The organism is Halalkalibacillus halophilus DSM 18494 (genome assembly GCF_000423105.1).
Classification (GTDB): Bacteria; Bacillota; Bacilli; order Bacillales; family Alkalibacillaceae; genus Halalkalibacillus; species Halalkalibacillus halophilus.
In genome coordinates this window covers 166821-191095 of record NZ_AUHI01000005.1, presented here as the reverse complement: position 1 = coordinate 191095, position 24275 = coordinate 166821, and the positions used below count along the sequence as shown (strand labels likewise).

The 24275-nt window shown below is 35.8% G+C and carries 29 protein-coding genes and 1 other annotated feature; of the genes, 28 read left to right on the top strand and 1 reads right to left on the bottom strand.

The genetic code is table 11. The annotated features are described in order from the left end of the window. The first annotated feature begins 19 nt into the window (after window positions 1-19). From G532_RS14685 to yajC, 27 genes are all read left to right on the top strand, one after another. Entirely contained in the window at window positions 20-1741 is a 1722-nt protein-coding gene (locus G532_RS14685; RefSeq protein WP_051189040.1) for a sensor domain-containing diguanylate cyclase, read from the top strand. A 350-nt stretch (window positions 1742-2091) separates the two neighbouring features. Continuing rightward, on the top strand, window positions 2092-2901 hold the full coding sequence (locus G532_RS0103555; protein ID WP_027963563.1) for a hypothetical protein: 810 nt from the start codon (window positions 2092-2094) through the stop codon (window positions 2899-2901). Window positions 2902-3148: 247 nt separating this feature from the next. Further along, the gene (radC, locus tag G532_RS0103550; RefSeq protein ID WP_027963562.1) at window positions 3149-3838 is read left to right on the top strand and encodes a RadC family protein; all 690 of its coding nucleotides are present in this window, start codon (window positions 3149-3151) and stop codon (window positions 3836-3838) included. A 297-nt stretch (window positions 3839-4135) separates the two neighbouring features. Next, entirely contained in the window at window positions 4136-5173 is a 1038-nt protein-coding gene (locus G532_RS0103545; RefSeq protein ID WP_027963561.1) for a rod shape-determining protein, read from the top strand. An 18-nt stretch (window positions 5174-5191) separates the two neighbouring features. Then, window positions 5192-6055: a rod shape-determining protein MreC gene (mreC, locus tag G532_RS0103540; RefSeq protein WP_027963560.1), complete on the top strand. Its 864-nt coding sequence runs from the start codon at window positions 5192-5194 to the stop codon at window positions 6053-6055. Further along, entirely contained in the window at window positions 6055-6579 is a 525-nt protein-coding gene (gene mreD / locus G532_RS0103535) for a rod shape-determining protein MreD (RefSeq protein ID WP_027963559.1), read from the top strand. The genes mreC and mreD overlap by 1 nt, the downstream gene beginning before the upstream one ends. Before the next feature lie 33 nt (window positions 6580-6612). After that, window positions 6613-7284, top strand: a complete 672-nt coding sequence (gene minC / locus G532_RS14680; protein ID WP_051189039.1) for a septum site-determining protein MinC — start codon at window positions 6613-6615, stop codon at window positions 7282-7284. Between the two features lies 1 nt (window position 7285). Then, the gene (gene minD, locus G532_RS0103525; RefSeq protein ID WP_027963558.1) at window positions 7286-8083 is read left to right on the top strand and encodes a septum site-determining protein MinD; all 798 of its coding nucleotides are present in this window, start codon (window positions 7286-7288) and stop codon (window positions 8081-8083) included. Between the two features lie 162 nt (window positions 8084-8245). After that, a complete protein-coding gene (locus tag G532_RS15585) occupies window positions 8246-9010 on the top strand; it encodes a M23 family metallopeptidase (protein WP_051189038.1) in 765 nt (254 codons plus the stop codon). Then, the gene (locus tag G532_RS0103515; RefSeq protein ID WP_027963557.1) at window positions 9000-9878 is read left to right on the top strand and encodes a site-2 protease family protein; all 879 of its coding nucleotides are present in this window, start codon (window positions 9000-9002) and stop codon (window positions 9876-9878) included. The genes G532_RS15585 and G532_RS0103515 overlap by 11 nt, the downstream gene beginning before the upstream one ends. Beyond that, complete coding sequence (locus tag G532_RS0103510; protein ID WP_027963556.1) at window positions 9829-11250, top strand: ribonuclease E/G; 1422 nt, start codon at window positions 9829-9831, stop codon at window positions 11248-11250. The genes G532_RS0103515 and G532_RS0103510 overlap by 50 nt, the downstream gene beginning before the upstream one ends. 40 nt (window positions 11251-11290) lie before the next feature. Then, window positions 11291-11364: a sequence feature (ribosomal protein L21 leader region), on the top strand. A gap of 13 nt (window positions 11365-11377) precedes the next feature. Next, a complete protein-coding gene (gene rplU, locus G532_RS0103505) occupies window positions 11378-11686 on the top strand; it encodes a 50S ribosomal protein L21 (RefSeq protein ID WP_027963555.1) in 309 nt (102 codons plus the stop codon). 12 nt (window positions 11687-11698) lie between these two features. Continuing rightward, on the top strand, window positions 11699-12031 hold the full coding sequence (locus G532_RS0103500; protein ID WP_027963554.1) for a ribosomal-processing cysteine protease Prp: 333 nt from the start codon (window positions 11699-11701) through the stop codon (window positions 12029-12031). A gap of 14 nt (window positions 12032-12045) precedes the next feature. Further along, entirely contained in the window at window positions 12046-12336 is a 291-nt protein-coding gene (gene rpmA / locus G532_RS0103495; RefSeq protein ID WP_027963553.1) for a 50S ribosomal protein L27, read from the top strand. Between the two features lie 145 nt (window positions 12337-12481). After that, window positions 12482-12994 (top strand): Spo0B domain-containing protein, encoded by a 513-nt coding sequence (locus G532_RS15580; RefSeq protein ID WP_027963552.1) that lies wholly within the window; start codon window positions 12482-12484, stop codon window positions 12992-12994. An 8-nt stretch (window positions 12995-13002) separates the two neighbouring features. Beyond that, entirely contained in the window at window positions 13003-14295 is a 1293-nt protein-coding gene (gene obgE, locus G532_RS0103485) for a GTPase ObgE (RefSeq protein ID WP_027963551.1), read from the top strand. Between the two features lie 196 nt (window positions 14296-14491). Further along, window positions 14492-14911 carry a LysM peptidoglycan-binding domain-containing protein gene (locus G532_RS0103480; protein WP_027963550.1) on the top strand — a complete coding sequence of 140 codons (420 nt, stop codon included), beginning with the start codon at window positions 14492-14494 and terminating at the stop codon, window positions 14909-14911. Window positions 14912-14997: 86 nt separating this feature from the next. After that, a complete protein-coding gene (gene nadE / locus G532_RS0103475; RefSeq protein ID WP_027963549.1) occupies window positions 14998-15756 on the top strand; it encodes an NAD(+) synthase in 759 nt (252 codons plus the stop codon). A 53-nt stretch (window positions 15757-15809) separates the two neighbouring features. Further along, a complete protein-coding gene (locus tag G532_RS0103470; protein ID WP_027963548.1) occupies window positions 15810-16307 on the top strand; it encodes a YhcN/YlaJ family sporulation lipoprotein in 498 nt (165 codons plus the stop codon). Window positions 16308-16337: 30 nt separating this feature from the next. Next, entirely contained in the window at window positions 16338-17096 is a 759-nt protein-coding gene (locus G532_RS0103465) for a (S)-benzoin forming benzil reductase (protein WP_027963547.1), read from the top strand. A 43-nt stretch (window positions 17097-17139) separates the two neighbouring features. After that, a complete protein-coding gene (locus G532_RS0103460) occupies window positions 17140-17859 on the top strand; it encodes a YebC/PmpR family DNA-binding transcriptional regulator (protein WP_027963546.1) in 720 nt (239 codons plus the stop codon). 267 nt (window positions 17860-18126) lie between these two features. Beyond that, window positions 18127-18738 carry a Holliday junction branch migration protein RuvA gene (gene ruvA / locus G532_RS0103455; RefSeq protein ID WP_027963545.1) on the top strand — a complete coding sequence of 204 codons (612 nt, stop codon included), beginning with the start codon at window positions 18127-18129 and terminating at the stop codon, window positions 18736-18738. 15 nt (window positions 18739-18753) lie between these two features. Then, entirely contained in the window at window positions 18754-19749 is a 996-nt protein-coding gene (ruvB, locus tag G532_RS0103450; protein ID WP_027963544.1) for a Holliday junction branch migration DNA helicase RuvB, read from the top strand. 2 nt (window positions 19750-19751) lie between these two features. Then, window positions 19752-19952 (top strand): DUF2905 family protein, encoded by a 201-nt coding sequence (locus G532_RS0103445; RefSeq protein WP_027963543.1) that lies wholly within the window; start codon window positions 19752-19754, stop codon window positions 19950-19952. Between the two features lie 18 nt (window positions 19953-19970). After that, the gene (gene queA / locus G532_RS0103440) at window positions 19971-20996 is read left to right on the top strand and encodes a tRNA preQ1(34) S-adenosylmethionine ribosyltransferase-isomerase QueA (RefSeq protein WP_027963542.1); all 1026 of its coding nucleotides are present in this window, start codon (window positions 19971-19973) and stop codon (window positions 20994-20996) included. Window positions 20997-21016: 20 nt separating this feature from the next. Continuing rightward, entirely contained in the window at window positions 21017-22153 is a 1137-nt protein-coding gene (tgt, locus tag G532_RS0103435; RefSeq protein WP_027963541.1) for a tRNA guanosine(34) transglycosylase Tgt, read from the top strand. Between the two features lie 17 nt (window positions 22154-22170). After that, window positions 22171-22434 (top strand): preprotein translocase subunit YajC, encoded by a 264-nt coding sequence (gene yajC, locus G532_RS0103430; RefSeq protein ID WP_027963540.1) that lies wholly within the window; start codon window positions 22171-22173, stop codon window positions 22432-22434. Between the two features lie 26 nt (window positions 22435-22460). Here yajC and G532_RS14665 read toward each other — a convergent pair whose 3' ends face one another. Further along, window positions 22461-22829, bottom strand: coding sequence for a TIGR04086 family membrane protein (locus G532_RS14665; protein WP_051189037.1), 369 nt, complete (start codon window positions 22827-22829; stop codon window positions 22461-22463). Window positions 22830-22925: 96 nt separating this feature from the next. Here G532_RS14665 and G532_RS0103420 point away from each other — a divergent pair, with 96 nt between their 5' ends. Further along, entirely contained in the window at window positions 22926-24209 is a 1284-nt protein-coding gene (locus tag G532_RS0103420) for an ArsB/NhaD family transporter (RefSeq protein ID WP_027963539.1), read from the top strand. Window positions 24210-24275: the final 66 nt, after the last annotated feature.

The window sequence follows — 24275 nt, the reverse complement described above, 5'->3', positions numbered from 1 at the left end:
CCTTTAAAGGAGCAGACAAATGTCTCGAAATAAATCAATTACGTTATGGATTATTTGGATATTAACATTTCCAACTTTAATGATTTATTTATATTATATGTTAGAGCCATCCTTTCATGGGTATTGGATCGATTTAATTGCTTTTGCTATTGTGATGTGTGCTGTGGCAATTTTTCCAATTATAGTTGGTTCTACTACCATATTTTTTGTGAATGGTGTTAGTTTTGCAGCGTTTTTGTATTTTGGTTTGTATGCTGAAATTATACTTACACAGCTTGCTTTGGCCGCTCTTTTCATAAAGATTCGATTAAAAAAGGAAGATTTTTATCGAATTGCTATGAACTCAACTATGTTTTTGTTAACTTCCATCTTCTCAGCGGCAGCATATTACGCACTGGGTGGGACACATGGCGTATTAGACTTGAATACAACTAGTGAGATTTTACCTCTTGTTGGATACATAGCAACAGCGTTAATAGTTAATCAGATTTTATTACTTGTAATCGATGCATTTATAAAAGGACGTTTCAGATTAAGTATTGTAAAATCTATTGCAGTAGATGTTTCTACAACTTTATTGATTTTTCCATTAGGTGTTATTCTTTATATTCTTTATTTGGAAATTGGTATTGCAGGTGTGTTTATAGTTGGATTTCCTTCTATACTATTGTCTCTAGTAATTTCTTCTTATCACAAGGGACGACGAGTCAACGCTTATCTACATGAGACAAGCAATATCGGACATGAGTTATCTAAAAAGCTTAATGTAAAAAGTGTTCTTGATACATTTATTTCTGAAGTCGAAAAATTAATCCCTCACTCTTATATTCTAGTCTACGATGTAACTGGAGCTAGTAAAGTGATGAACATAATTCGTTATGTAAACACAGATAAATTATCTGAAAAGCATGAACAAATAGTACATTATGGTGAAGGTTTTGCTGGTGGAATCTATAAATCGAAAGAAGCTAGAGTTATTTCAAAACGAAAAGAATTTGGAGAGGAAGAACCTTTTGATCTGCCGAATGATGTACAAAGTGTAATTGGTGTACCAATCTTACGAAACGATAATGTTGTTGGGATATTAGTGATTGCTTCGAAAAAAATAAGAGCTTTCGAGAAGTATCATCTTGTATTACTGGAAATTTTGGGTAACTTTCTTTCTGTTGCGATTGAAAATGCACGACACTACCAATCGGAAAAGAATAAAAATTTAAAAGATCAATTAACTGGACTATATAATTATCGACACATTATCGAACACATAGAAGGGTATGCAATTGATCTAGAGGAAAAAGGCATCTCTGAAAGATTATCAATTATACTCTTTGATTTAGACTCTTTTAAAAACTTAAATGATACCTACGGACATGAAGCAGGTAATGAAGTATTAATTGAACTTGCAAAAAGAATTGAAAATTATATTGGAACAAGAGGCACAGTCGCTCGTTATGGTGGGGAAGAATTCACTGTATTAATTAAAGATATATCTCATGAAGATGCACTAGAAGTTGCAGAAGATGTTAGAAACTTAGTAGCGAAAGACCCTTTCAAACTAACAAACCATTTGAAAAAAGATCAACTCGGAGAAGTAGAGGTTGCGGTTACTATTTCAGTGGGAGTAGCTACATATCCTGATCATTGTGAAACACCTGGTGAATTAATTCGACAAGCTGACCGAGCAATGTATGTCGGGGCAAAGAGAAATGGAAAAAATAAAGTCGCTTCGATTGCAATGTAAAGAAACAATTGCTCTAAAACGTTTGGATTGGACAAACGTTTTAGAGTTTTTTTGATTTGCCATTACAAGTTACTATTGCATGCCATGAGAGATTCGTGGATTTAAAGTGAGTTTTCTGGATAAATTTAACTTTTTGTGGATATATACGCAAGAATTCTGGATATCCTCGCCAATATTCTGGATATAAAAAAATTCTCGTGGATAAACGATTAGAATTCTGGATAAGAAGCGACATTTCTGGATACCGACCTACTATTCTTGATTTAAGTGCTGCCCTCGACAGCTTTTTGCTAACTTTGCAAATGCTCTATGATAGTATGCTAGTTATCAAAAGGTGAGGTGAAAGGGAAATGGACAAACAACGAAAAGTAAGAATAATGATAGATGAAAAACATCAAAATCAGAAAAAGCAAAAGAAGGAAATAGAAAGTGTGCTTACACCTATTAGACCAATACCAAATAATTATGTGAATCCTAAGAAAAAGTCGCTTTCTGCTTTTATTAAGGCTGGAATTTTAGCATTGATTTTAGGAAGTGTTTTTGGATTTGGTATGATGTATATTTTCTCTGACCTTTCACCTGGGGCAAGTCCTGAGCCATCTGTACCGTCTAGTGGAGTAGGAGAGGAAGAGGAAACAAATAGTACACCAAGCAGTATTATAAATAGTGAAGCTGCCGAAGTTCCGGTTGTGCAGTTAGGTCTTTTCTCAAGTAAAGATAATGCCATTGTACTGCAAGAGAATTTTAATGACTTTCCAACTGTTATTATTGAGGAAGAAGCGAACTATTATTTAGTAACAGCTTCTAGTGAAGAAAATACTACTATAGAAGAAAAGTTAACTGAACTAAATCTTGAGAAAAATGAAGACTTTATTTTTAAAGATTGGTTAACTGAATCAAACGATATTCAACCCCAGGCGCAAGAAGAGTGGTTAAAAGAGGGGATCGACCTTGCTAGTCAAAATGTTGGGTCTACAAATGAATTTAAAGAAGAAATCGATGAATGGATAAGCAGGGCACCTTCCGAATTCAGTGATAATGATTATTTAGAACAGTTGCAGAACAAATTATCTATGGAGGAGAATTATCAAGAAGTATTTCAACCTTTTGTAGTTGGGACTGGCCAGCTATTGATTCAATTATTTATTGAGTCAATTTAGTACAATTTTAATTATCTTAGTATCTATGTTTTCATGTAACACTATCTTAACTCATTTTAATTAATAATAGGTTGTTATGGCGTTTAACGGACTTTGTTTATTTCATTTAGAGAAGATAAACTATATTTATTACTAAATGAAAGACAATGTTGAAGTATAGTTTTGTTGGCTATGGAACACATAAATAAGTGTTCTTTCAAGTACAAGACTGTTCGTTAACAAAGTCAAAAGGAAAGAGGTAAATGACGTGACAACGGAAACGATTTTTATAAGAGATGTACCTAAAGATGACCGACCCCGCGAACGATTGATTTCTGCAGGACCTCAAGCACTATCTAATCAAGAATTAATTGCGATATTATTAGGTAGTGGAACAAGGGGTTCTTCCGCACTATCTTTGGCAACAAATGTTTTAAAACATTTTGATGGGTTGGCTATGATGCGAGATGCTTCCATAAATGAACTTGAAACAATAAAAGGGATTGGTCTTGCTAAGTCGGTACAATTGCTTGCCGCCCTAGAGTTAGGTAAGCGGATCCAAACATATAAAACTACTGACCAGTTTGTAATAAGAAGTCCGGAAGATGGGGCTAACTTTTTAATGGAAGATATGCGCTGTTTGAAACAAGAACATTTCGTCGCTTTATACTTAGATACCAAAAACAATATCATTCACCGGCAAACAATTTTTATTGGGAGCTTAAATTCGTCCATCGTCCACCCTCGTGAAGTATTTAAAGAAGCAATTAAGAGGTCTGCTGCCTCTATCATATGTGCTCACAACCACCCCTCAGGTGATCCGTCCCCTTCTAATGAAGACATACATGTAACCAAAAGATTATCAGAGTCAGGCAAGGTAATCGGAATTGAACTTTTAGATCACTTAGTGATTGGCGATCGCAAGTTCATTTCATTAAAAGAAAAAGGATACTTATAAAGCAATTTGCCCTATTCATGTATTATTCTATTTTTGGCTACGGAAATTATAAGATGAACAACCAAGACTTTAACATTAATGTGTTAAAGTTAATTTAGTTATAATCTCCCATAGATTTACGTATTGTTAGTCTATCTATTTTGTTTTTTTTTCGTATAATGTAATAAGGTGAACTAAAAGGTAATCATCTGTTTTTTCAGGTGATTACCGCCTTTTTCTATTTAGGGTTCAATTCATGAACAAAAGGATTTCCGCGTACATTAATAGAGTAAGCTACATATAGAAAGGAAGATCCTTTTGGGGACATCTATATTTAATCGTGATTTCGGAATTGATTTAGGGACGGCTAATACTTTAGTTTTTGTGAAGGGTAAAGGGGTCGTCGTACGTGAACCATCCGTTGTAGCGGTAAATAACTACACTAATGAAATCATTTCAGTCGGTAATGAGGCAAAGCAAATGATTGGTAAAACTCCTGGAGCGATTTCCATTATTCGCCCCATGAAAGATGGGGTAATTGCTGATTATGATACCACCGCTGCAATGATGAAATATTATATTGAAAAGGTTTATAATCGAAGAGCGTGGTTTGCACGAAAGCCAAATGTAATGGTTTGTGTTCCTTCTGGCATTACCATGGTAGAAGAACGCGCAGTAATCGATGCAACAAAACAAGCAGGTGCTAAACACGTTTATCCAATCTCTGAACCATTTGCTGCTGCAATAGGTGCTGGTTTACCTGTATGGGAACCTACTGGTAGCATGATTGTAGACATTGGTGGAGGAACAACAGAAGTTGCCATAATTTCTTTGGGTGGTACAGTTACAAGTAAATCAATCCGATTAGCTGGTGATCGTATGGACCAGCAAATTATTCAATTTATTAGAAAACAACATAGCTTATTAATAGGTGAAGCCTCCGCTGAGAGGTTGAAATTCGAACTAGCTTCTGCCAAAAACGATTCAACTTTAGAACCAATAGAAGTTCGTGGTCGAGGTCTAGTTACAGGACTTCCTCAAACAGTTAAAATCACTAACGAAGAAGTGGTTGACGCAATGAAGGATACTGTAGAAGGAATTATTGAAGCTATTAAGCAGACGTTGGAATCTGCTCCTCCTGAACTTTCTGGTGATATAATGAATCGCGGTATAGTATTGACAGGAGGGGGCGCTTTGCTTAAAGGGTTAGACAAAGTTATAAGTAAAGCAGTAGAAATGCCTGTATTTATAGCAGAAGAACCACTGGATTGTGTTGCTATAGGTACTGGAAAATCACTCGATTATATGGAACATTTTCAAAATTCGCCTAATGTTGCTAAGAGAAATAGATTATAGTAAGAAGGTGCAGTTTTTATGCCAGGCTTTTTAAGAAAGAGAAAGTTAATAGTATTTCTTGCAAGTATCATTTTAGTTGTTGCATTGATTGGCTATTCCATCAGAGGTGGAGGCCAATCAAGTTTGCCAGCACAATTTACGTTAGATACAGTAGGTTTCTTTCAAAATTTAATACATACTCCTTTTAATGCAATTGTTGAAGTGGTAGGCGACATTCAAGATGTCCGTAATATTTACGACCAAAACCAGGTGTTAAAAGAAGAGTTGCAAGATTATAAAACGCTTGCTTATCAAGTTAATGAACTACAAAATGAGAATGAGGACCTGCGATCTTTAACGGAGTTGAGTGAATCGATTAGTGATTATGAATCTATCAATGGAACTGTTATTGCAAGGAGTCCTGAACGTTGGTTTGAACAAGTAACGATCAACCGGGGAAGTCAACATGGAGTATCACAAGATATGGCTGTAACTACAGGTGATGGTTTGATTGGGAGAGTGATAGAAACTTCCCAACTAACTTCTACTGTACAATTGTTAAGTGGCTTCGATGTAGATAATCGTATTTCGGTTGTAGTGGAAGGTAATGATTCTGTTTTTGGATTAATTGAAGGTTATCAATCTGAAGAAGAACAACTAATTTTTCGGGAATTAACTAATGAAGACCAATTAGAAGAGGGACAAACCGTCGTTAGCTCAGGTATGGGCGGGGTCTTTCCAAAAGGGCTTTTGATTGGAGAAGTTACATCAGTTGAGTTAGATGCTTACGGTTTAACAACGATTGGGTATGTAGAACCTGCAGCTGATTTAATGAATATCAGTAATGTGACGGTGATTGACCGTGATCTTTTCTCTCCCTCTATAGATGAGGAGGAAGAGTAATGAAGGTTTTATTACTTCCGTTAGTACTTTTCACTTTACTTGTCTTAGAAAGTGTCGCCATTGGATTAATCCCAGATCAATGGTGGTTAAGTAGTTTTTACTTAATACCTCATTGGATTTTAATATTTGCAACATTAATCGTTGTATTTTATGACCGAGAAAATTCCTATACTGGATTAATATATGGTTTGATTTTTGCCTTCTTAGTAGATTTAGTATATACAAATATTTTAGGTGTGTATTTGTTAGCATACAGTCTTGCTTTGTATACAGTACATACATTCAAGAAGTTTTTTCATCAAAACTTTTTAGTAACATTATTAATGGCGGTTGTTGCAATCGTTATAGCAGAGTTTATTATATTTAGTTTATATACTTTAATAGGGCAAGTTAGCATGGAGATGAATGATTTTGTGATAAATAGAATGCTACCAACACTATTTGTTAATCTAGTATTTTTAGTAATCATTTATCCTATATTTAGTAAGAAGCTTTTTAGATGGAAAGAAGAGTTGTTAAAATAGATTTGATGATTGTTTTCATGGGGTGGGTATAAATTGTCTGAAACAACAACATTATTAACAATGAAAGGAACCAGTGAAGGGATTATTCTATTTTTAGATGATCGTTGTGATTTTGAATCTCTATTATTGGAACTTAAAGAAAAAGTGACGACAGATGTATCTACTAATACAACAACAGTTACAGTTAACTGTCAGAATCGCTTTATAACAAAAGAAGATCAGGAAAATATTAAAGCTATCATTCAAGATAATAGCCATTTGAAAGTGAAGTCGGTAGAATCAAATGTGTTAACGAAAAAAGAAGCGAATGAATGGTTAGATTCGATTACTGTTAAAACTTTTGTAAAAACGATCCGTTCCGGACAAGTGTTAAAAGTGGATGGAGATGCCCTAATTGTAGGCGATGTGAATCCTGGTGCAACTGTGAATGCTACAGGTAATATCTTTGTCTTAGGAAAATTAAAAGGGATTGTGCATGCTGGTTTTCCTGAAAATCCTGATGCGGTTGTCGTAGCGGCTCATATGAATCCAAGTCAAATAAGAATTGCAGATAAAATTAGTCGTGCACCGGATTATGAGGTGGAAGGCTCTGAACGAGAGTTTGCATTTATTAATGAAGAGAATTATCAAATCGAACTAGGTGAGGTACATAATCTTCAAAAAATCCGTCCGAATTTAGTGGAGATTACAGAAAGGGGATTTTAATATGGGGGAATCAATAGTAATTACATCTGGAAAAGGTGGAGTTGGGAAAACAACCACTACAGCAAATGTTGGTACTGCTCTTGCCTTACAAGATAAGAAAGTCTGCCTAATTGATACGGATATTGGATTAAGAAACTTAGATGTGATTTTAGGTTTAGAAAATCGAATTATCTTTGATATTGTCGATGTACTTGAAGAAAGATGTAAAGTTTCTGCTGCCTTAGTTAAAGATAAAAGGTTTGATTGCCTTCATTTATTACCTGCTGCACAATCTAGCGATAAGAATGAAGTTTCTCCCGAAGGCATTAAAAAACTCGTTGATGAGTTAAAGCCAAATTATGATTATATATTAATAGATTGTCCCGCTGGAATAGAACAAGGGTATAGAAATGCCGTGGCTGGTGCAGACCGTGCAATAGTGGTTACTACACCAGAAAAATCGAGTGTTCGAGATGCTGATCGTATTATTGGTTTATTAGAAAAGGAAGAAATCGAAGCTCCTCACCTAATAATTAATAGAATTAGAAAACATATGATGGACTCAGGAGATATGTTAAGTGTAGATGATATTGTATCTACATTATCTGTTGAATTACTTGGTGTAATTATGGATGACGAAGATGTTATTAAGGCTTCTCATCATGGTAATCCGGTAGCATTTCAACCAGATACCAAAGCTTCGATAGGATATCGAAATATAGCTCGTAGAATCTTAGGAGAATCAGTTCCTTTAATGTCTTTTGATGAAGAGCAAGGTTTCATGTCTAAAATGAAAAAAATGTTAGGAATGGGCAAGTAATAACCTAATCATTTCCCTATCAGATTAAAGAAAATAAGAATTGTAATATATAATAGAGAATCGCTTACAAATCAATGTTGTAAGCGATTCTTTTTATCTTCTCATCATAACCGCTTGTTGCGCTGAATATAGTAGAACAAACAAGTAAAGGGATGATGGAAGGTGCAAAATAATTTAAAAGAAGTACGTAATCGTATTAAACAAAGAAAGCAAAGTAAGACTAGCAAAAATAAACCACATGTAAACACACACTCGTCCTTTTTGACTGACGAGGAAAAGCATGGGGTAATGTCAGACCCGGCATATGAAATGGACAAGCTTCCTTCTTTTAAACAATCGTTGAAAGTGAAGTTCGTGTTATCCTGCTGTGTATTTTTATTAACTTTCTTATTATTTCAAACACCAAATGAAACTGTTCAGCGCTCCCATGGAAGTGTGCAAACATGGCTAACAGAGGATTTACCCTTTGCTACGATTCAAAGCTGGTACAATGCTAGGTTTGACTCTTTCTTCTTCGCCTCTGCTTTTAACGAGCAAGAATCCCTATCGTCGCCAGATCATCTAGGTGTTCCTGTATCTAGTTTTCAGTTAGAAAATATTCAAAGTGCGAATCAAGGCCTGTTGATTGAAGTGAAAGAGGAAGAGGACGTTTATCCATTAGAAAGTGGAACCGTCATCTTTGCAGGAAATAAGTCTGATACAGGTAAAACAATCATTATTCAACATGAGGATGGAAAAAAGTCCATTTATGGGCAATTAAATGAAATTGATGTTTTTCATTATCAGTTTGTACAACCCAATCGTTCTATTGCAACGATAAAACCCGATGATCAGATCGGCGTACATCATTTATATTTAGGCATGCAACAGGGTACCGAATATATTGATCCATTAGAACAAATGGTAGGGGAAGTGGATGGAAACTAAATTTCAGTTACATCCACTTACCATTCTATTGGCTATTCTAGGATTTTGGCTTGGGTTATTTGCGGAACTTCTAATTTTAATCATCATCGTAAGCATACATGAACTTGGTCATTTTTGTGCGGCAAAATATTATGGATGGAGAATTTGTAAAATTGTTCTCTGGCCCTTAGGTGGGGTTATGGAAACAGATGATTTTTTTAATCATTCGAACAAAGAGGAATTAATCGTCACATTCTTTGGACCACTCCAACACATCTGGATGTATGGGGTTATATATATACTTACCTACACAAGTTTACCAATTGAATTGATCAGTTTTGCAGCGGCAGTAAATACTGTTATCTTATTATTTAACCTTCTTCCTATTTTACCACTTGATGGAGGAAGGGTACTCTTACTAGTGACTTGTTACTTTCAATCATTTATTAAATCGATCGAGTTTACGGTAATGTTTTCTGTTACATTAGTAGTTATAATTAATGGTATACTCATCATTAATGGCTTGTATAATTTGCAGATCCTATTTTTATCTGTATTTTTATTATTGGATAATTGGTTCACTTGGAAAAATCAACACGTATTTTTATGGAAACATTTACTATCTCGCTATCTAAATAAGGGAAAAGCATATTCCAGAATTAACATTTTAACTTTAGACAATAAAACGAGTATACATACGGCTTTAAAATTATTTAAAAAAGACTCAGAGCATTTTATTCATGTGAGTAATTATCAAGTTTTACATGAAGATGATTTATTACGAGAGATTTTCACAAACGGTACGATCCAGCGATTAGGAGAAATAGAGGGAAATAGAAATGAAGAAAGTTTATATACAAACGCGTACAAACAAACAGTGGTTACTTGAGCTTACAAATGGAAATATAACGGATTTTCATATGCAAGAAAAAGGTCAAGTTCAAGTTGGCGATATGTATTCAGCAGTAATTAAACAAGTAGACCATCGTTTAAAGGCTTGTTTTATTGATTATGGTGGGGAAGATCATGGCTATTTACCATTTCATCAGCTGAAGAACCAATCTGAAGCCAAACAAGGTAACAGAGTGCTATTACAGGTGAATCGCTTAGCTACAAAAGGCAAAAAAGTAGGATTTACACAACTCATACAATTTAAAAATGATCATTTTGTATATATGCCTTTTGAACCTGGTTTACACTATTCAACGAAAATGGATAAAAATGAACACCCTGATCTAGTTCAGTTTGTTAATAATCAAACCCAGGATAGCGAAGGTCTGATCGTTAGAACGAAAGCCTTTCACGTTGATTTAACATTTTTACAATCCGAATTAAGCTCCTTGAAAGCGCGCTATCAAAATATGGTGAAAATGCATGAGATGAATATGGTTCGAAAATTGGATCAGTCTACTAGTCTATTCAGCCGCTATTTGCAAAGATGCGCATTGAGTTCCCTTGAATCCGTTGTGTGTGATGACTTGAATTATATGCAACAATTAAAAATGGAGTATATAGACTTAAAGGATCTTCTTATTTATGACAGAAATTTTTATCTTCGCAAACCTTATTCCAATCAACTTCTTAAAGAACATTTCACAAAAAGGGAAGTCCATTTATCATCGGGAGCATCCGTTACGGTGGATCAAACGGAAGCGTTATTTGTATTGGATGTAAACATGAATAAATACAGAGGGAATTTGGATAAAGATAGAACGGCAATTGATATTAATAAACAAGCTGCTATAGCGTGTGCAGAACAAATAAAAATGCGTCAACTTTCTGGTATTATTATGATTGATTTTATTAATATGAAAGACAAAACTGCTCAAAAAGAGATCGTGGATGTGCTAAATGAACATCTTCAAGTCGATCCGATCTCATATAAGATATTAGGTTTTAATGAACTAGGAATAATGCAGCTGACAAGGAAACGAGTTCATAAGACTTCTTATGATTTCTTCGGGGTGAAGTCAAATCTCATTGAAACGGATACTTATTATAGAGATTGGTTAGAAGAGGAATTACTTCAGTACCAATCCATGCGAGTGGATACTGTACACTTACAAGTTGAACATGATCAATTGCAAAAATGGAAAGAAGTAGTAAAGTCATTTCACGAAGAGCACCAATTTACTTTCTCCCTTTATATAAGCGTAGGGGAAGATTTGCAGGAGGTCTTTCAAACTTATAAGATAGGAGATGAAGCTTGGCTATTAAAAGATAATAAAGCACCTCATAAATATATTGACAAACTTTTTTAAAACGTGCTATTATCTATATTGTTATGCTTTACGTAGCACCCGTATGCTACAACCGCTCAAAAGAGGTTTTAAAACTACTTTAGTAGTACCTCGATGGCGAGTCTGAGTAAAATGAGGAGGTGCAGAGATGTACGCAATTATTGAAACTGGTGGTAAACAAATCAAAGTAGAAGAAGGTCAGTCCATTTTCATTGAAAAGTTAGATTTCAATGCGGAAGATGAAGTGACATTCGACAAAGTACTATTTGTTGGTGGCGACAATGTAAAAGTTGGTGCTCCATTCGTAGATGGTGCTTCTGTAACAGGCCAAGTTGAGAAACATGGTAAAGGCCGTAAAATTACAGTATTTAAATATAAGCCAAAAAAGAATTACAAGCGCAAACAAGGTCATCGTCAGCCTTATACTAAAGTGACAATTAACAAAATCAGTGTGTAAGGAATTTACTTTATGATTGAAATGATTGTTTTTAAAAATGAAGATGATACGATTCGAGGGTTTCAACTCTCGGGCCATGCAGATAGTGGACCACAAGGACACGATCTAGTGTGTGCAGCAGTTTCTGCTGTATCTTTTGGTGCAGTTAATGCAATTATTTCAATTGTGGGATGTACACCTGACATTGAGCAAGGTGACGAAGGTGGATTTCTGAAAATGAATTTACCAGAAGGATTAACTGGTGTGGCTTTTCAAAAAGCTCAAACACTGTTAATGGGTATGATCGTTACTTTTGAAACAATCGAAAATGATTATAGTGAATATATTACCATCTCAAGAACATAAGGAGGTGCAAGCCAATGCTACGCTTAGATTTACAGTTCTTCGCACAGAAAAAAGGTACTGGTAGTACAAAAAACGGTCGTGATTCTGAGTCAAAACGTTTAGGAGCTAAACGTGCTGACGGTCAACTCGTTTCTGGTGGTTCAATTCTTTATCGCCAGCGAGGTACGAAGGTATACCCTGGTCACAACGTAGGTCGTGGTGGGGACGATACACTTTTCTCTAAAATTGACGGTGTTGTTAAGTTCGAACGTGTCGGACGTAACCGCAAAAAAGTAAGTGTTTATCCTGAAGTACAGGAAGCGTAATGAAAGTAAACCGGCTCTTAATAGGGCCGGTTTTTTTAATGCTTTAAACTTCCAACTTTATTTGAACCATGTTTTGTCTAAAGGCAATGATGACAGAGTGATTTATGGTATGATAGTCATAAATGGTTGTAGGTAGGTGCATGGAATGGATTCGAGTGAATTTTTAGAGTGGTTAAGAATGTATAGACATGATTTAATGAATGATTTACAGCTTGTCCAAGGTTATGCAACAATGGGAAAACATGATGCTTCACAAGAAAAGCTTCAACAGTTAATTGAGCGATTAAATCAAGAGCGACTGGTGCAAACTTTAGATGCACCACTATTTGTTAGATGGTTATTAACTTTTCCATTGCAAGAAAAATTGGTTGACGTTCAATTTAAAGTGGAACTAGATGAAGCTGCTATTCAACCTTTTGATCAGGCTATGGTAGCTGACAGTGAGGCTGTAATTGATCAGTTGACTTATAATCAATCAAGTGAAGAGCCCGTTTTACTAATTGTCCACATTTATTTTGAGGGTAGTTGGTATGTAGAGTATGAATGGCATGATCCTGAACTTGAAGTAAATCAACTACAGAAGTTACAAGATATGAAGCATAGAGAAGAAGTTATTCAAGAAGAGAAGGCAACACGATTTGTCTTTAAATATGAGTAGGTGAAAGAATGTTTGTCGATAGCGTAAAGGTATATGTTAAAGCAGGTGATGGTGGTAACGGTATAGTAGCATTCCGCCGCGAAAAGTACGAACCAATGGGAGGACCAGCTGGTGGTGATGGTGGTAATGGTGGAGACGTTGTATTTGAAGTAGATGAAGGCTTAAATACGTTAATGGATTTTCGTTACCAGCGTCATTTTAAAGCAACCCGTGGTGAAAACGGTATGAGTAAAGGGAAGCATGGAAAAAATTCTGATGCATATGTTGTTCCAGTTCCTCCAGGTACGGTGGTACGAAATGCATCTACAAATGAAATTATTGCTGACTTAGTTGAACACGGCCAACAAGCAACAATTGCTAGTGGAGGACGCGGTGGACGTGGAAACATTCGTTTCGCTAACGCTAGAAACCGCGCACCTGAAATTGCTGAAAATGGAGAGCCAGGAGACGAATTAGACGTTGAACTAGAGCTGAAAGTTTTAGCTGATGTTGGATTGGTTGGATTTCCGAGTGTGGGTAAATCGACTTTTCTCTCCGTAGTTAGTGCAGCTAAACCTAAAATTGCAGATTATCATTTTACAACTTTAGCACCAAACTTAGGAATGGTCCAAACAGAAGACGACCGTAGCTTTGTCATCGCAGATTTACCAGGTTTAATTCAAGGGGCTAGTGAAGGTGTGGGATTAGGTTATCAATTCTTAAGACATATTGAACGGACACGTGTTATTGTCCATTTAATTGATATGTCTGGGTTAGAAGGCAGAGATCCATATGAAGATTATATTGCAATTAACGAAGAATTAAAGCAGTATGATGAAAAACTAATGGAGCGCCCTCAAATTATTGTTGCGAATAAAATGGATATGCCAGATGCTCCTGCGCATTTGGAATTATTTAAAGAGCAACTAGGTGAGGACTTACCTATCTATCCAATATCTGCCTTTAAAAATGAAGGAATTCGCGATGTACTATTTGAAATTGCAAATACATTGGAACAAATCCCCAAAAATACATTTGAAACGGATCAATCGGAAAATGAGGAAGAAGAACGTGTTCTTTACAAATACGAAAAAGAAGATGACAGCTTCCATATTACCCGTGATCCAGATGGTGCTTACGTTGTTTCTGGCCCGAAAGTAGAGCGCCTGCTTAAAATGACAGATTTTAATCAAGACCAGTCGGTAAGACGTTTTGCTCGTCAGATGCGTCACATGGGAATTGATGAAGCGTTACGTAAGCGGGGGGCCTCTGATGGGGATACAGTTAGAATGTTAGGATTTGAATTTGAATTTATGGAATAGGAAGTAAGTTGGTGGACAATTATTTACTTCTAATCATAACCTATCAATGAATAACGAAATAAAATGCTCTAACCACTCCAACATATCATTGGAATGGTTGGAGTTTTTTAATTTTATTACGAAAACCTTTCAACTTATTTTAGTTTTAGCATAGGCTAAAGTAACGTCAGATTTGGGCGAAGAAAGGAGTTTTGTTATGAAATTTCACATTGTGAAGACTGGAGAAACCATTGATTCTATTGCTAGAAAATATGATCAATCTACAGAAGCAATTAGAGAGCTTAATCGTCATCTTAGTAATGAGTCGACCATACAAACTGGAATGAAGATTCGTGTACCTAGTGTAAAAGTAGAGCAGCCTACCCGTAAAGCATATTCAAAAACAATGCCATTAATCAGAGAAGATGAGCCCTATATTTCCGATAAAGAATTAAAACCATATCAGGACAATCTAAATAACCATTCCTTTACCCCTTATTACACGCAGACTCAACAGAATTATTACACTAACAATCCTTATGCGAATCAATACTATCAGCCTAATTATTCCTATGATTTTTATGCCCCATATGGACCTCAAGCTCCTAGATGTGGTTTTACAGGTTATTACTACTAAACAATAATGCTTCCTGAGCTAATTGTCTCAATTTTATAACAGTTATGGTAAAATAACCTCTAAGTAAAATAAAAAGGGGTTATTGGATGGAAAAACATGTTGAACAATTAGTGAAGTGGTTACAACAAACTGTAGATGAGACGAAAACAAAAGGTCTATTAGTAGGATTAAGTGGAGGAATTGATTCTACAGTGGTTGCTTATTTAATCAAGAAAGCATTTCCAGACAGTTCATTAGGTGTGATTATGCCTTGTGGTAGTCAAAGCAAAGATGAAGAAGATGCAATGTTAGTAGTTCAAGAAAGTGGAATTGACAAGGTGAAAGTTGACTTAACAGAACAACATCAAGGCTTGTTTACGAACATCCAAAATCAAATTGACGAGAAAAATGAATGGAATACTTCCAATCAACAATTAGCTGATGCGAATTTAAGAGCAAGATTAAGAATGTCTACACTTTATACGATTGCTACAAATTATAATTATTTAGTAGTAGGAACCGACAATGCAGCAGAATGGTATACGGGTTACTTTACAAAATATGGAGATGGTGGCGTAGATCTTGTTCCTTTACTACACTATACAAAAAGTGAAGTGCGAGAATTAGCAAAAGAATTAGGAGTTCCGAATGCAATTATTGAAAAAAATCCTAGTGCAGGTTTATGGGAAGGCCAGACAGATGAACAAGAAATGGGTGTTTCTTATGATTCCATTGATTCCTTCTTAAATGGGGATGATATTGATGATCAAGAAGCAGAAATTATAGAAACAATGCACCAAAAAACAGCACATAAACGTGCCTTGCCTAAATCACCTCCAAATTTCCATCATTTCACTATAGAATAGATGTATGCAATAACACCTCTTATTTCAAACTAACGAAATGGAGGTGTTTTTCAATGTATAAATATAAATGGATTATTGTTTTGAGTATATTCTTGTTAAGCGCATGTACATTTGTTAATCCTGAAAAAGAGGGAAGTTTAACGAATAGTGAACAATCAACTGAAATGCAACAAGATGAAAAGGTGAGTGATGATGAGTTAATCACATATAACTTATATCCGAATCCTAAAGAGTACTTTGATCAAAGAGAAATCGATCAAACACTTGATCAAACTGACCCCACTCCAACTGACTCAGATGCAGCAAATGAAGTGACCCAATATGAACGAGAGATCTATAGGCAAGTAACAGAATTAGATGAGGTCAAACAAGCTGGAATAACGGTACAAGAAGACCAAATTTACGTTGCAATTAATATGTCTTCACGCACAGATGAAGAGGTAGCTATTGAAAAAGTGAAGCAAGTAGTGGAAAATATAACTGACAGGTCTGACATTACGGTGTTTGTAGATAGAGAATTTCATAATCGAATTGAAGATCGAAAAGAATAATATAGGTAAGAAAAGGGAGTGGGAAATCTAATGAAATTTGCAATTGTAACTGGCGCATCGCGAGGCTTAGGACATGCAGTAGCTAAAGATTTATTAGAAGGGGAATATCATGTTATAACGGTTTCACGAAAAAGAAAGACGAATGAGTTCAAAAATTTTGCCAATGAGAATCGTAAATCTTATTTTCACTTCTCTTGTGATTTAAGTGATTTAGAAGCATTAAGTGAAACATCACACGATATAGTTAAAACACTTGCGAAACATGAGGTTGAAGAACTCTTAATTATTAATAATGCGGGAATGGTAGGTCCTATTGGTCCAGTGGGTTCATTGGAAAACTTTGAGGTTGCTAAACATGTTTCGCTTAATTATACGGCACCAATGTTACTTGTAAATACTTTAAAGCAGCATGTGGAAACGAACCATTTGATGGTGATTAATATTACTTCCGGTGCAGCAGAAAAACAGATCTATGGTTGGAATGTGTATGGATCATCGAAGGCAGCAATTAATATGTATACTAAAACAGCTGCACTTGAAGCAGAGGAACTTAAAAATGGTGATGTCCATATTGCATTTAGTCCAGGAGTGATGGATACAGATATGCAAGGGGAAATTCGAAATACGGACCAAGATGACTTCAAAGATGTAGAGAATTTTAAGAATTTAAAAGAACAAGGTAATTTGAAAAGCCCTGAGGAAGTGGCTTCTGCACTTACTCAATTAATTAAAACCCCTTCAAAAATAGAAAACGGACGTATTTATAATGTGAATGAGTTAATAGATTAATTCTATTAAGTATTATTGAACTGAACAAAAAGGGGGAGTTCTTATGGCAGGACATTCAAAATGGCATAATATAAAACATAAAAAGAATGCAAAAGATGCGAAGCGCGGGAAAGTTTTTATGAAACTAGCAAAAGAAATTTATGTAGCAGCAAAGCAAGGTGGATCTGATTTAGAAACAAATGCTTCCCTGCGTTTAGCGGTAGATAAAGCAAAGGCAAATAATATGCCAAATGATAATATTGAAAGAGCTATTCAAAAGGCTTCAGGTAATGTCGATGGAGAAAATTTCGAGGAATTTACCTATGAGGGATATGGTCCTGGTGGAGTAGCAGTAATGGTCGATGTGTTAACAGATAATAAAAATCGTACTGCTTCAGAAGTTAGACATGCTTTTAATAAAAATAATGGCAATCTTGGAGAAAATGGTTGCGTAGCTTTTATGTTTCACAGAAAAGGATATATCGTCGTGGAACGATCGGACTTACAAGTGGATGAAGATGACTTTATGTTAGAAGCAATAGAAGCTGGTTGTGAAGAAGTAGAAACAAATGAAGATGTGTTTGAAGTATTTACAACCGCTGAGAACTTTGAACAGGTAAAAGATGAATTAGCTGATAAATATTCATTAGCTGCAGCTGAGCTTACTATGATTGCAGATACGTATACACCTGTTGAGGATTCACTTCAAGAATCAATGGGTTTATTGATTGAGATGTTAGAAGACTTAGATGATGTACAAGAAGTACACCATAATATGCAATAGATATTTAATAGATGTTATCCAGTTTTGAAACTAGATCCAGTTTCAAAACTGTTTTTTGTTTAAGAGTCAAATATTTTGAGCATCTTCGGATGAGTTGCTTTTCAATTTTACTAGGGTGAGAACGAAAAAATTGTGTTAAAATAAAAGAAGAACATTTGTTCATCTTTTTGAGAAAGAAAGGAAAATGAATCGATGTGATTTTCTGGATTTGCCGCGCAAGCATGAGTATTCGGAAGGCTAGCGCTTTTCATATTTAGGAGGAACCCAATGTACGCTTACATAAATGGCGAGTTAGAAACCGTAACCGATGAATATATTATTATTGATTTAGCAGGTATTGGCTATGAAATTATCTGCCCAAATCCACTGCGTTTTCAAGAGCGTTTAAATCAAAAAGTGAAAGTCTATACGTATTTTTACGTACGAGAAGATCAACAATTGTTATATGGCTTTAAAGAACAAGAAGAAAAAGAGTTATTTAAAAAGCTTCTAAACGTTTCTGGGATTGGTCCCAAAAATGCACTTAGTATCGTTGGTCAAACTTCTGCACATGATTTTGCAGTAGCAATTGAGCAGGAAAATGATACGTACTTAACCAAGTTTCCTGGTGTAGGTAAGAAAACAGCCAGACAAATGATTCTTGATTTAAAAGGTAAAGTACAAGAATGGATGTATAGCGATGGTGCTACTGAAACAGACGTTCAACAAGTACCACATGGTGCTTCTGGCTCAAGATCTTTAGATGAAGCAGTCGAGGCCCTAATGGCTTTAGGATATTCGAAAAGAGAAACAGATGAAGTTCGAACGAAGCTACATGCTTATTCTGACGAATCAACGGATGATTTAGTGAAAAAAGGCCTTCAAATCCTTATGCGATAGAAAGTAGGTGTAATGATGGATGATCGGATGATTTCAAATGAACAGAAAATAGAAGATGTTGATGTAGAACAATCTTTAAGGCCGTCTAATTTAGATCAGTATATCGGACAAGATAAAACCAAGGAAAATCTAAGTATTTTCATTGAAGCTGCTAAAATGAGAGAAGAACCTTTAGACCATGTGTTACTATATGGACCACCAGGATTAGGTAAAACAACTTTAGCTTCCATCATTGCTCATGAGATGGGAGTTCAATTTCGTACGACTTCTGGACCTGCAGTCGAACGGGCTGGAGATTTAGCGGCTATTCTATCTTCGCTAGAAGCGGGCGATGTACTATTTATAGATGAAATCCACCGTTTACCAAGGTCTGTAGAAGAGATTTTATACCCCGCAATGGAAGATTTCGTTCTTGATATTGTCATCGGTCAAGGTGATAGCGCGAGATCAGTTCGACTTGAACTACCACCTTTCACGTTGGTAGGAGCTACAACAAGAGCCGGATTATTATCTGCCCCTTTACGTGACCGTTTTGGTGTACTTAGCCGTCTAGAATTTTATAATGAAAAAGATTTAAAATATATTATTGAACGTACATCAAAGATTTTCGATTATCCAATTAATGATCAGGCTGCATCTGAAATTGCATCTAGATCTAGAGGCACCCCGAGGATAGCTAACCGATTATTAAAGCGAGTGAGAGATATCGCTCAAGTGAAGGGGGAGGCATCTATATCAATAGATACAGCAAAAAAAGCCCTAACGATGTTACAAGTAGATGCTTCAGGCCTTGACCATATTGACCATAAATATTTATTAGGTATAATTGATAAATTTCGTGGTGGCCCCGTAGGAGTGGATACGTTAGCTGCTACGATAGGAGAAGAATCTCAGACTATAGAAGATGTTTATGAACCGTATTTATTACAAGAAGGGTATATTCAAAGAACTCCTAGAGGCAGGGTTGCCACACATTTAGCGTATGAACATTTTAACCGGGAGGTACGTTAAACTTGACTGGTTTTGGAAAATTGTTTATTTTGTTAGGTGTTATCTTTATCATTATTGGTATTGTATGGACTGTATTTGGAAGATTACCAGGTGATTTAATTTTTAAAAAAGGAAATACAACGATCTATTTCCCAATTGTGACGTCGATTATTATTAGTATTATCTTAAGTGTTTTATTTATGATATTCGGTAGGTTTAGATAAAAGGAAGTGCGAGTTAAAATGAAAGTGGAAGATTTCGATTTTACATTACCAGAGGATTTAATTGCCCAAACACCTCTTAAGGAACGAGAGAGTTCCAGGATGATGGTGCTGGATAGAAACAAAGAGTCGATTCAAAATGAACAATTTACTAAGGTCGTAAATTACTTAGAAGCGGGTGACTGTTTAGTAGTCAATAATACAAAAGTTTTACCTGCTCGCTTACTAGGCACGAAAGAAGAAACAGGAGCAACGATCGAATTGCTACTCCTTCATCAAAAGGATGGAGACACGTGGGAAGTACTTGCCAAACCCGCAAAGAAATTTAAGCCAGGTGCAACCGTGTCTTTTGGTGATGGAATGCTTCAAGCCACTTGTAAGGAAGATCTGGACCAAGGCGGAAAAATTGTTGAGTTTGAGTATAATGGTATTTTCTTAGAAGTGTTGGATCAATTAGGTGAAATGCCGCTCCCTCCATACATTAAAGAGAAATTAGAAGACCGGGATCGTTATCAAACAGTATACGCTGAGGAGGTAGGTTCTGCAGCAGCTCCTACCGCTGGCTTGCATTTTACTAACAATATCCTAGATCAGTTGAGAGATAAAGGAGTACAGATTGCATATATAACTTTGCATGTAGGACTTGGGACATTTCGCCCTGTTCAAGTAGAAACAATTGAAAGTCATGATATGCATGCAGAATACTATCAACTCGATGAAAGTACGGCCGAAACGTTAGAACGCACAAAAGCCAATGGTGGAAAAGTGATTGCGGTAGGAACCACTTCGATTAGGACATTGGAGACGATTATGCGTGATCATCATAAATTTGTTGCAACTAGTGGATGGACTGATATATTTATATATCCCCCATATGACTTTCAGGCAGTTGATGGACTAATTACAAATTTTCACTTGCCAAAATCAACGTTAATTATGCTTGTGAGTGCATTTGCTTCAAGAGAATTAATTTTAGATGCCTACAAAGAAGCGGTGCAACAACGGTACCGGTTTTTCAGTTTTGGAGATGCGATGTTAATTATTTAAAAGTAGGAGAATAGACGACAATGGCTATACGATATGAATTGATCAAGACTTGTAAACAAACAGGTGCTAGACTTGGTAAAGTACATACACCACACGGATCCTTTGAAACACCCGTTTTTATGCCGGTGGGTACTTTAGCAACCGTAAAAACAATGGCTCCAGAGGAATTAAAAGACATTGGGGCGAATATTATATTATCCAACACCTATCATCTTTGGTTACGACCTGGAGAAGATATTATAAAAGAAGCAGGTGGACTGCATAAATTTATGAATTGGGATGGGTCTATTTTAACTGATTCTGGAGGATTTCAAGTATTTAGTTTAAGTGAGATCCGACAAATAAAGGAAGAGGGCGTCCATTTCCGCAATCATATCAGTGGAGAGAAATTATTTCTTTCACCGGAGAAAGCGATGCATATTCAAAATTCACTCGGGTCAGATATCATGATGGCTTTTGATGAATGTCCGCCATATCCAGCAAGTTTTGATTATATGAAAGCTTCTGTGGAAAGAACTAGTAGGTGGGCTGAAAGATGTCTAGAAGCTCATAAACGACCACAGGATCAAGGATTATTTGGAATCATTCAAGGTGGCGAATATGAAGAGCTTCGTAAACAAAGCGCTCGTGATTTAACGAGTTTAGATTTTCCAGGCTATGCTATTGGTGGATTATCAGTAGGTGAACCTAAAGATGTTATGAATAAAGTTTTGGATTTTACCACTCCGTTACTTCCGGATGATAAAGCACGTTATTTGATGGGGGTAGGTTCTCCAGACTCATTAATAGATGGAGCTATTCGCGGTGTGGACATGTTTGACTGTGTGTTACCAACTAGAATTGCTCGTAATGGAACTTGTATGACATCAAATGGTAGATTAGTGGTTAGAAATGCGAAATATGCAAGGGATTTTACACCGCTTGATGAGAATTGTAATTGCTATACGTGTCGAAATTACACAAAAGCTTATATTCGACATTTAATTAAAGCAAATGAAACACTAGGATTAAGATTAACTACTTATCATAACCTATACTTTTTGGTAGAATTAATGGGGCAAGTGAGAAATGCTATCATGGAAGATCGATTAGGTGATTTTCGAGATGCATTCTTTGAGCAATATGGCTTTAATAAGCCTGATGCGAAGAACTTTTAGAAAGGAGGAATAAATAGATGGAATTATTAGCGACGTTAGCACCGATATTGTTATTTGTACTGTTGTTTTGGTTTATTTTGATTCGTCCACAACAAAAGCGTCAAAAGCAAGTGAATGAAATGCAAAGCAACCTTCAAAAAGGTGATGAAGTGATTACTATTGGAGGATTGCATGGTTTAGTACATGCACTTGACGAGGGAACTGTCGTACTTGAAGTAAGTGATGGTCAAAAGCTTACATACGAACGTTCTTCGATTCGTGAAAAGAAAAATAATATGTAAGTAACGAGAAGAAGGTAGCTTAAAAGCTACCTTCTTCTTATATTTACGCCAAGGATTCCACCCGTGGTAGCAGCAAGTACAAATAATAGTAAATAGAAAGCTTGATTCGAGAATAGCCATGTGTCATGTGCTAGGAACTGATATAACAAAATAATAAATGCATACATTGTTCCTGTTAAAAGGCCTGTTAACCATCCACGGCCACCTGACATTGCCCCGCCAATCATTCCCCCAATGAATAAGATAACGATCCCTACTATAGAACTAATTTGACTCATATAGGTTGTACTCATGTCTAAAGTAGAAATAAGTAAGGTGAAAATGAAACTTACAGTAATCATTAATAATAAAACAACTAATAGACTAATACTTAATGCCTTTGTTCTCGTTTGCATGACATCTCTCCTTCATCACCATTTACTCTAAAGTATGCATGTTTGTCCTAAAAAAGACGTATGAATGAGTATCATGTATTTAAAGGAGAATAAACCGTGGAGGCATTATTAGCAATCATTGTTTTTGTCATTAGTTATATATTTTTACTCCAAGACAAACTTAACAGAGCTCTAGTAGCTTTATCAGGGGCCGCATTGTTAGTTTTGTTTGGATTGTTTGAACTAGAAGAAGCATTAACTACTTACGTTGATTGGGGAACGATTATACTTTTGTTCTCTATGATGGTCATTATTACGATTACTCAACGGACTGGATTGTTTGAATACATTGCATTGATGTTAATGAAACGAGTAAACGGGAAGCCTATTCCATTATTTATATGGGCTGGCATTTTAACAGCTGTTGGATCAGCTTTTTTAGATAACGTGACGACAGTCTTATTGTTTGTCCCGATTCTTCTACATATGATTAAACGACTAAACTTGCCGGCTTTTCCTTTCTTAGTCATGGTCATTATAACTTCAAATGTTGGCGGTACAGCAACTATGATTGGTGATCCACCAAATATTATGATAGGTCAAGCAGTCGAGCACCTAACTTTCACTTCTTTTATAATAAATTTAGGTCCAATCGTTTTGATAATTTTTGCCTTAACGATGCTCTTTCTATTATTGATTTTCTATAAACCTCTTCAACTTGCGGGTATGGAAGATCAAAGGGAAATACTATTGCACATCAACCCTAATGAAGTACTTAAAAAGACCCCTCTGTTTTATCAATCTATTACTGTATTAGTTGCAACTATTATCGGTTTTACACTTCATGGCTTTCTCCATATAGAGTTAACTATGGTAGCTACCGTAGCGGCATTAGTTCTACTTTTGCTTTCCGAGAAAGAAGTGGATTGTGATCAAATATTTTCTAAAATCGAATGGACGACATTATTTTTCTTTGTAGGCTTGTTCGTATTAGTAGGGGGATTAGAACAAGTTGGGATTATAGATTGGATTGCTGTACAGTTTATTGAATTGACAGAAGGGAATGTAATGACTTCTTCTTTTGTGATTCTGTGGTCGGCAGGGTTATTATCTGGATTTGTAGACAATATCCCATATGTAGCATCAATGATCCCTGTTTTATTTGAATTAGAAGAATACGGTATGGTAACAACCGATTCCATGTGGTGGGCGCTTGCGTTAGGGGCCTGTTTAGGAGGAAATGGTTCTTTATTGGGAGCTTCTGCCAATGTAGTAGTTGCTGGAATCGCAAGTACTCAAGGAGTTAAAATAAATTTCGTTAAATTTATGGGAATAGGTTTGTTGGTTGTTGTTGGTTCGTTAATCCTTGCAACGATTTACTTGCAATTAAGATATTTTTAAAGAGAACTGTATACTCTTATCTGCGAATGGAGAATATAAGAAAGAGACTCCATGTGGAGGGTGAGA

Bases quoted from the DNA above. Each gene is read 5' to 3' on its own strand.
- G532_RS14685 (WP_051189040.1), top strand. From the start codon at position 20: ATGTCTCGAAATAAATCAATTACGTTATGGATTATTTGGATATTAACA.
- G532_RS0103555 (WP_027963563.1), top strand. From the start codon at position 2,092: ATGGACAAACAACGAAAAGTAAGAATAATGATAGATGAAAAACATCAA.
- mreC (WP_027963560.1), top strand. From the start codon at position 5,192: ATGCCAGGCTTTTTAAGAAAGAGAAAGTTAATAGTATTTCTTGCAAGT.
- mreD (WP_027963559.1), top strand. From the start codon at position 6,055: ATGAAGGTTTTATTACTTCCGTTAGTACTTTTCACTTTACTTGTCTTA.
- minD (WP_027963558.1), top strand. From the start codon at position 7,286: ATGGGGGAATCAATAGTAATTACATCTGGAAAAGGTGGAGTTGGGAAA.
- G532_RS0103515 (WP_027963557.1), top strand. From the start codon at position 9,000: ATGGAAACTAAATTTCAGTTACATCCACTTACCATTCTATTGGCTATT.
- G532_RS0103510 (WP_027963556.1), top strand. From the start codon at position 9,829: ATGAAGAAAGTTTATATACAAACGCGTACAAACAAACAGTGGTTACTT.
- rplU (WP_027963555.1), top strand. From the start codon at position 11,378: ATGTACGCAATTATTGAAACTGGTGGTAAACAAATCAAAGTAGAAGAA.
- G532_RS0103500 (WP_027963554.1), top strand. From the start codon at position 11,699: ATGATTGAAATGATTGTTTTTAAAAATGAAGATGATACGATTCGAGGG.
- rpmA (WP_027963553.1), top strand. From the start codon at position 12,046: ATGCTACGCTTAGATTTACAGTTCTTCGCACAGAAAAAAGGTACTGGT.
- G532_RS15580 (WP_027963552.1), top strand. From the start codon at position 12,482: ATGGATTCGAGTGAATTTTTAGAGTGGTTAAGAATGTATAGACATGAT.
- obgE (WP_027963551.1), top strand. From the start codon at position 13,003: ATGTTTGTCGATAGCGTAAAGGTATATGTTAAAGCAGGTGATGGTGGT.
- G532_RS0103480 (WP_027963550.1), top strand. From the start codon at position 14,492: ATGAAATTTCACATTGTGAAGACTGGAGAAACCATTGATTCTATTGCT.
- nadE (WP_027963549.1), top strand. From the start codon at position 14,998: ATGGAAAAACATGTTGAACAATTAGTGAAGTGGTTACAACAAACTGTA.
- G532_RS0103470 (WP_027963548.1), top strand. From the start codon at position 15,810: ATGTATAAATATAAATGGATTATTGTTTTGAGTATATTCTTGTTAAGC.
- G532_RS0103465 (WP_027963547.1), top strand. From the start codon at position 16,338: ATGAAATTTGCAATTGTAACTGGCGCATCGCGAGGCTTAGGACATGCA.
- G532_RS0103460 (WP_027963546.1), top strand. From the start codon at position 17,140: ATGGCAGGACATTCAAAATGGCATAATATAAAACATAAAAAGAATGCA.
- ruvA (WP_027963545.1), top strand. From the start codon at position 18,127: ATGTACGCTTACATAAATGGCGAGTTAGAAACCGTAACCGATGAATAT.
- ruvB (WP_027963544.1), top strand. From the start codon at position 18,754: ATGGATGATCGGATGATTTCAAATGAACAGAAAATAGAAGATGTTGAT.
- queA (WP_027963542.1), top strand. From the start codon at position 19,971: ATGAAAGTGGAAGATTTCGATTTTACATTACCAGAGGATTTAATTGCC.
- tgt (WP_027963541.1), top strand. From the start codon at position 21,017: ATGGCTATACGATATGAATTGATCAAGACTTGTAAACAAACAGGTGCT.
- yajC (WP_027963540.1), top strand. From the start codon at position 22,171: ATGGAATTATTAGCGACGTTAGCACCGATATTGTTATTTGTACTGTTG.
- G532_RS14665 (WP_051189037.1), bottom strand. From the start codon at position 22,829: ATGCAAACGAGAACAAAGGCATTAAGTATTAGTCTATTAGTTGTTTTA.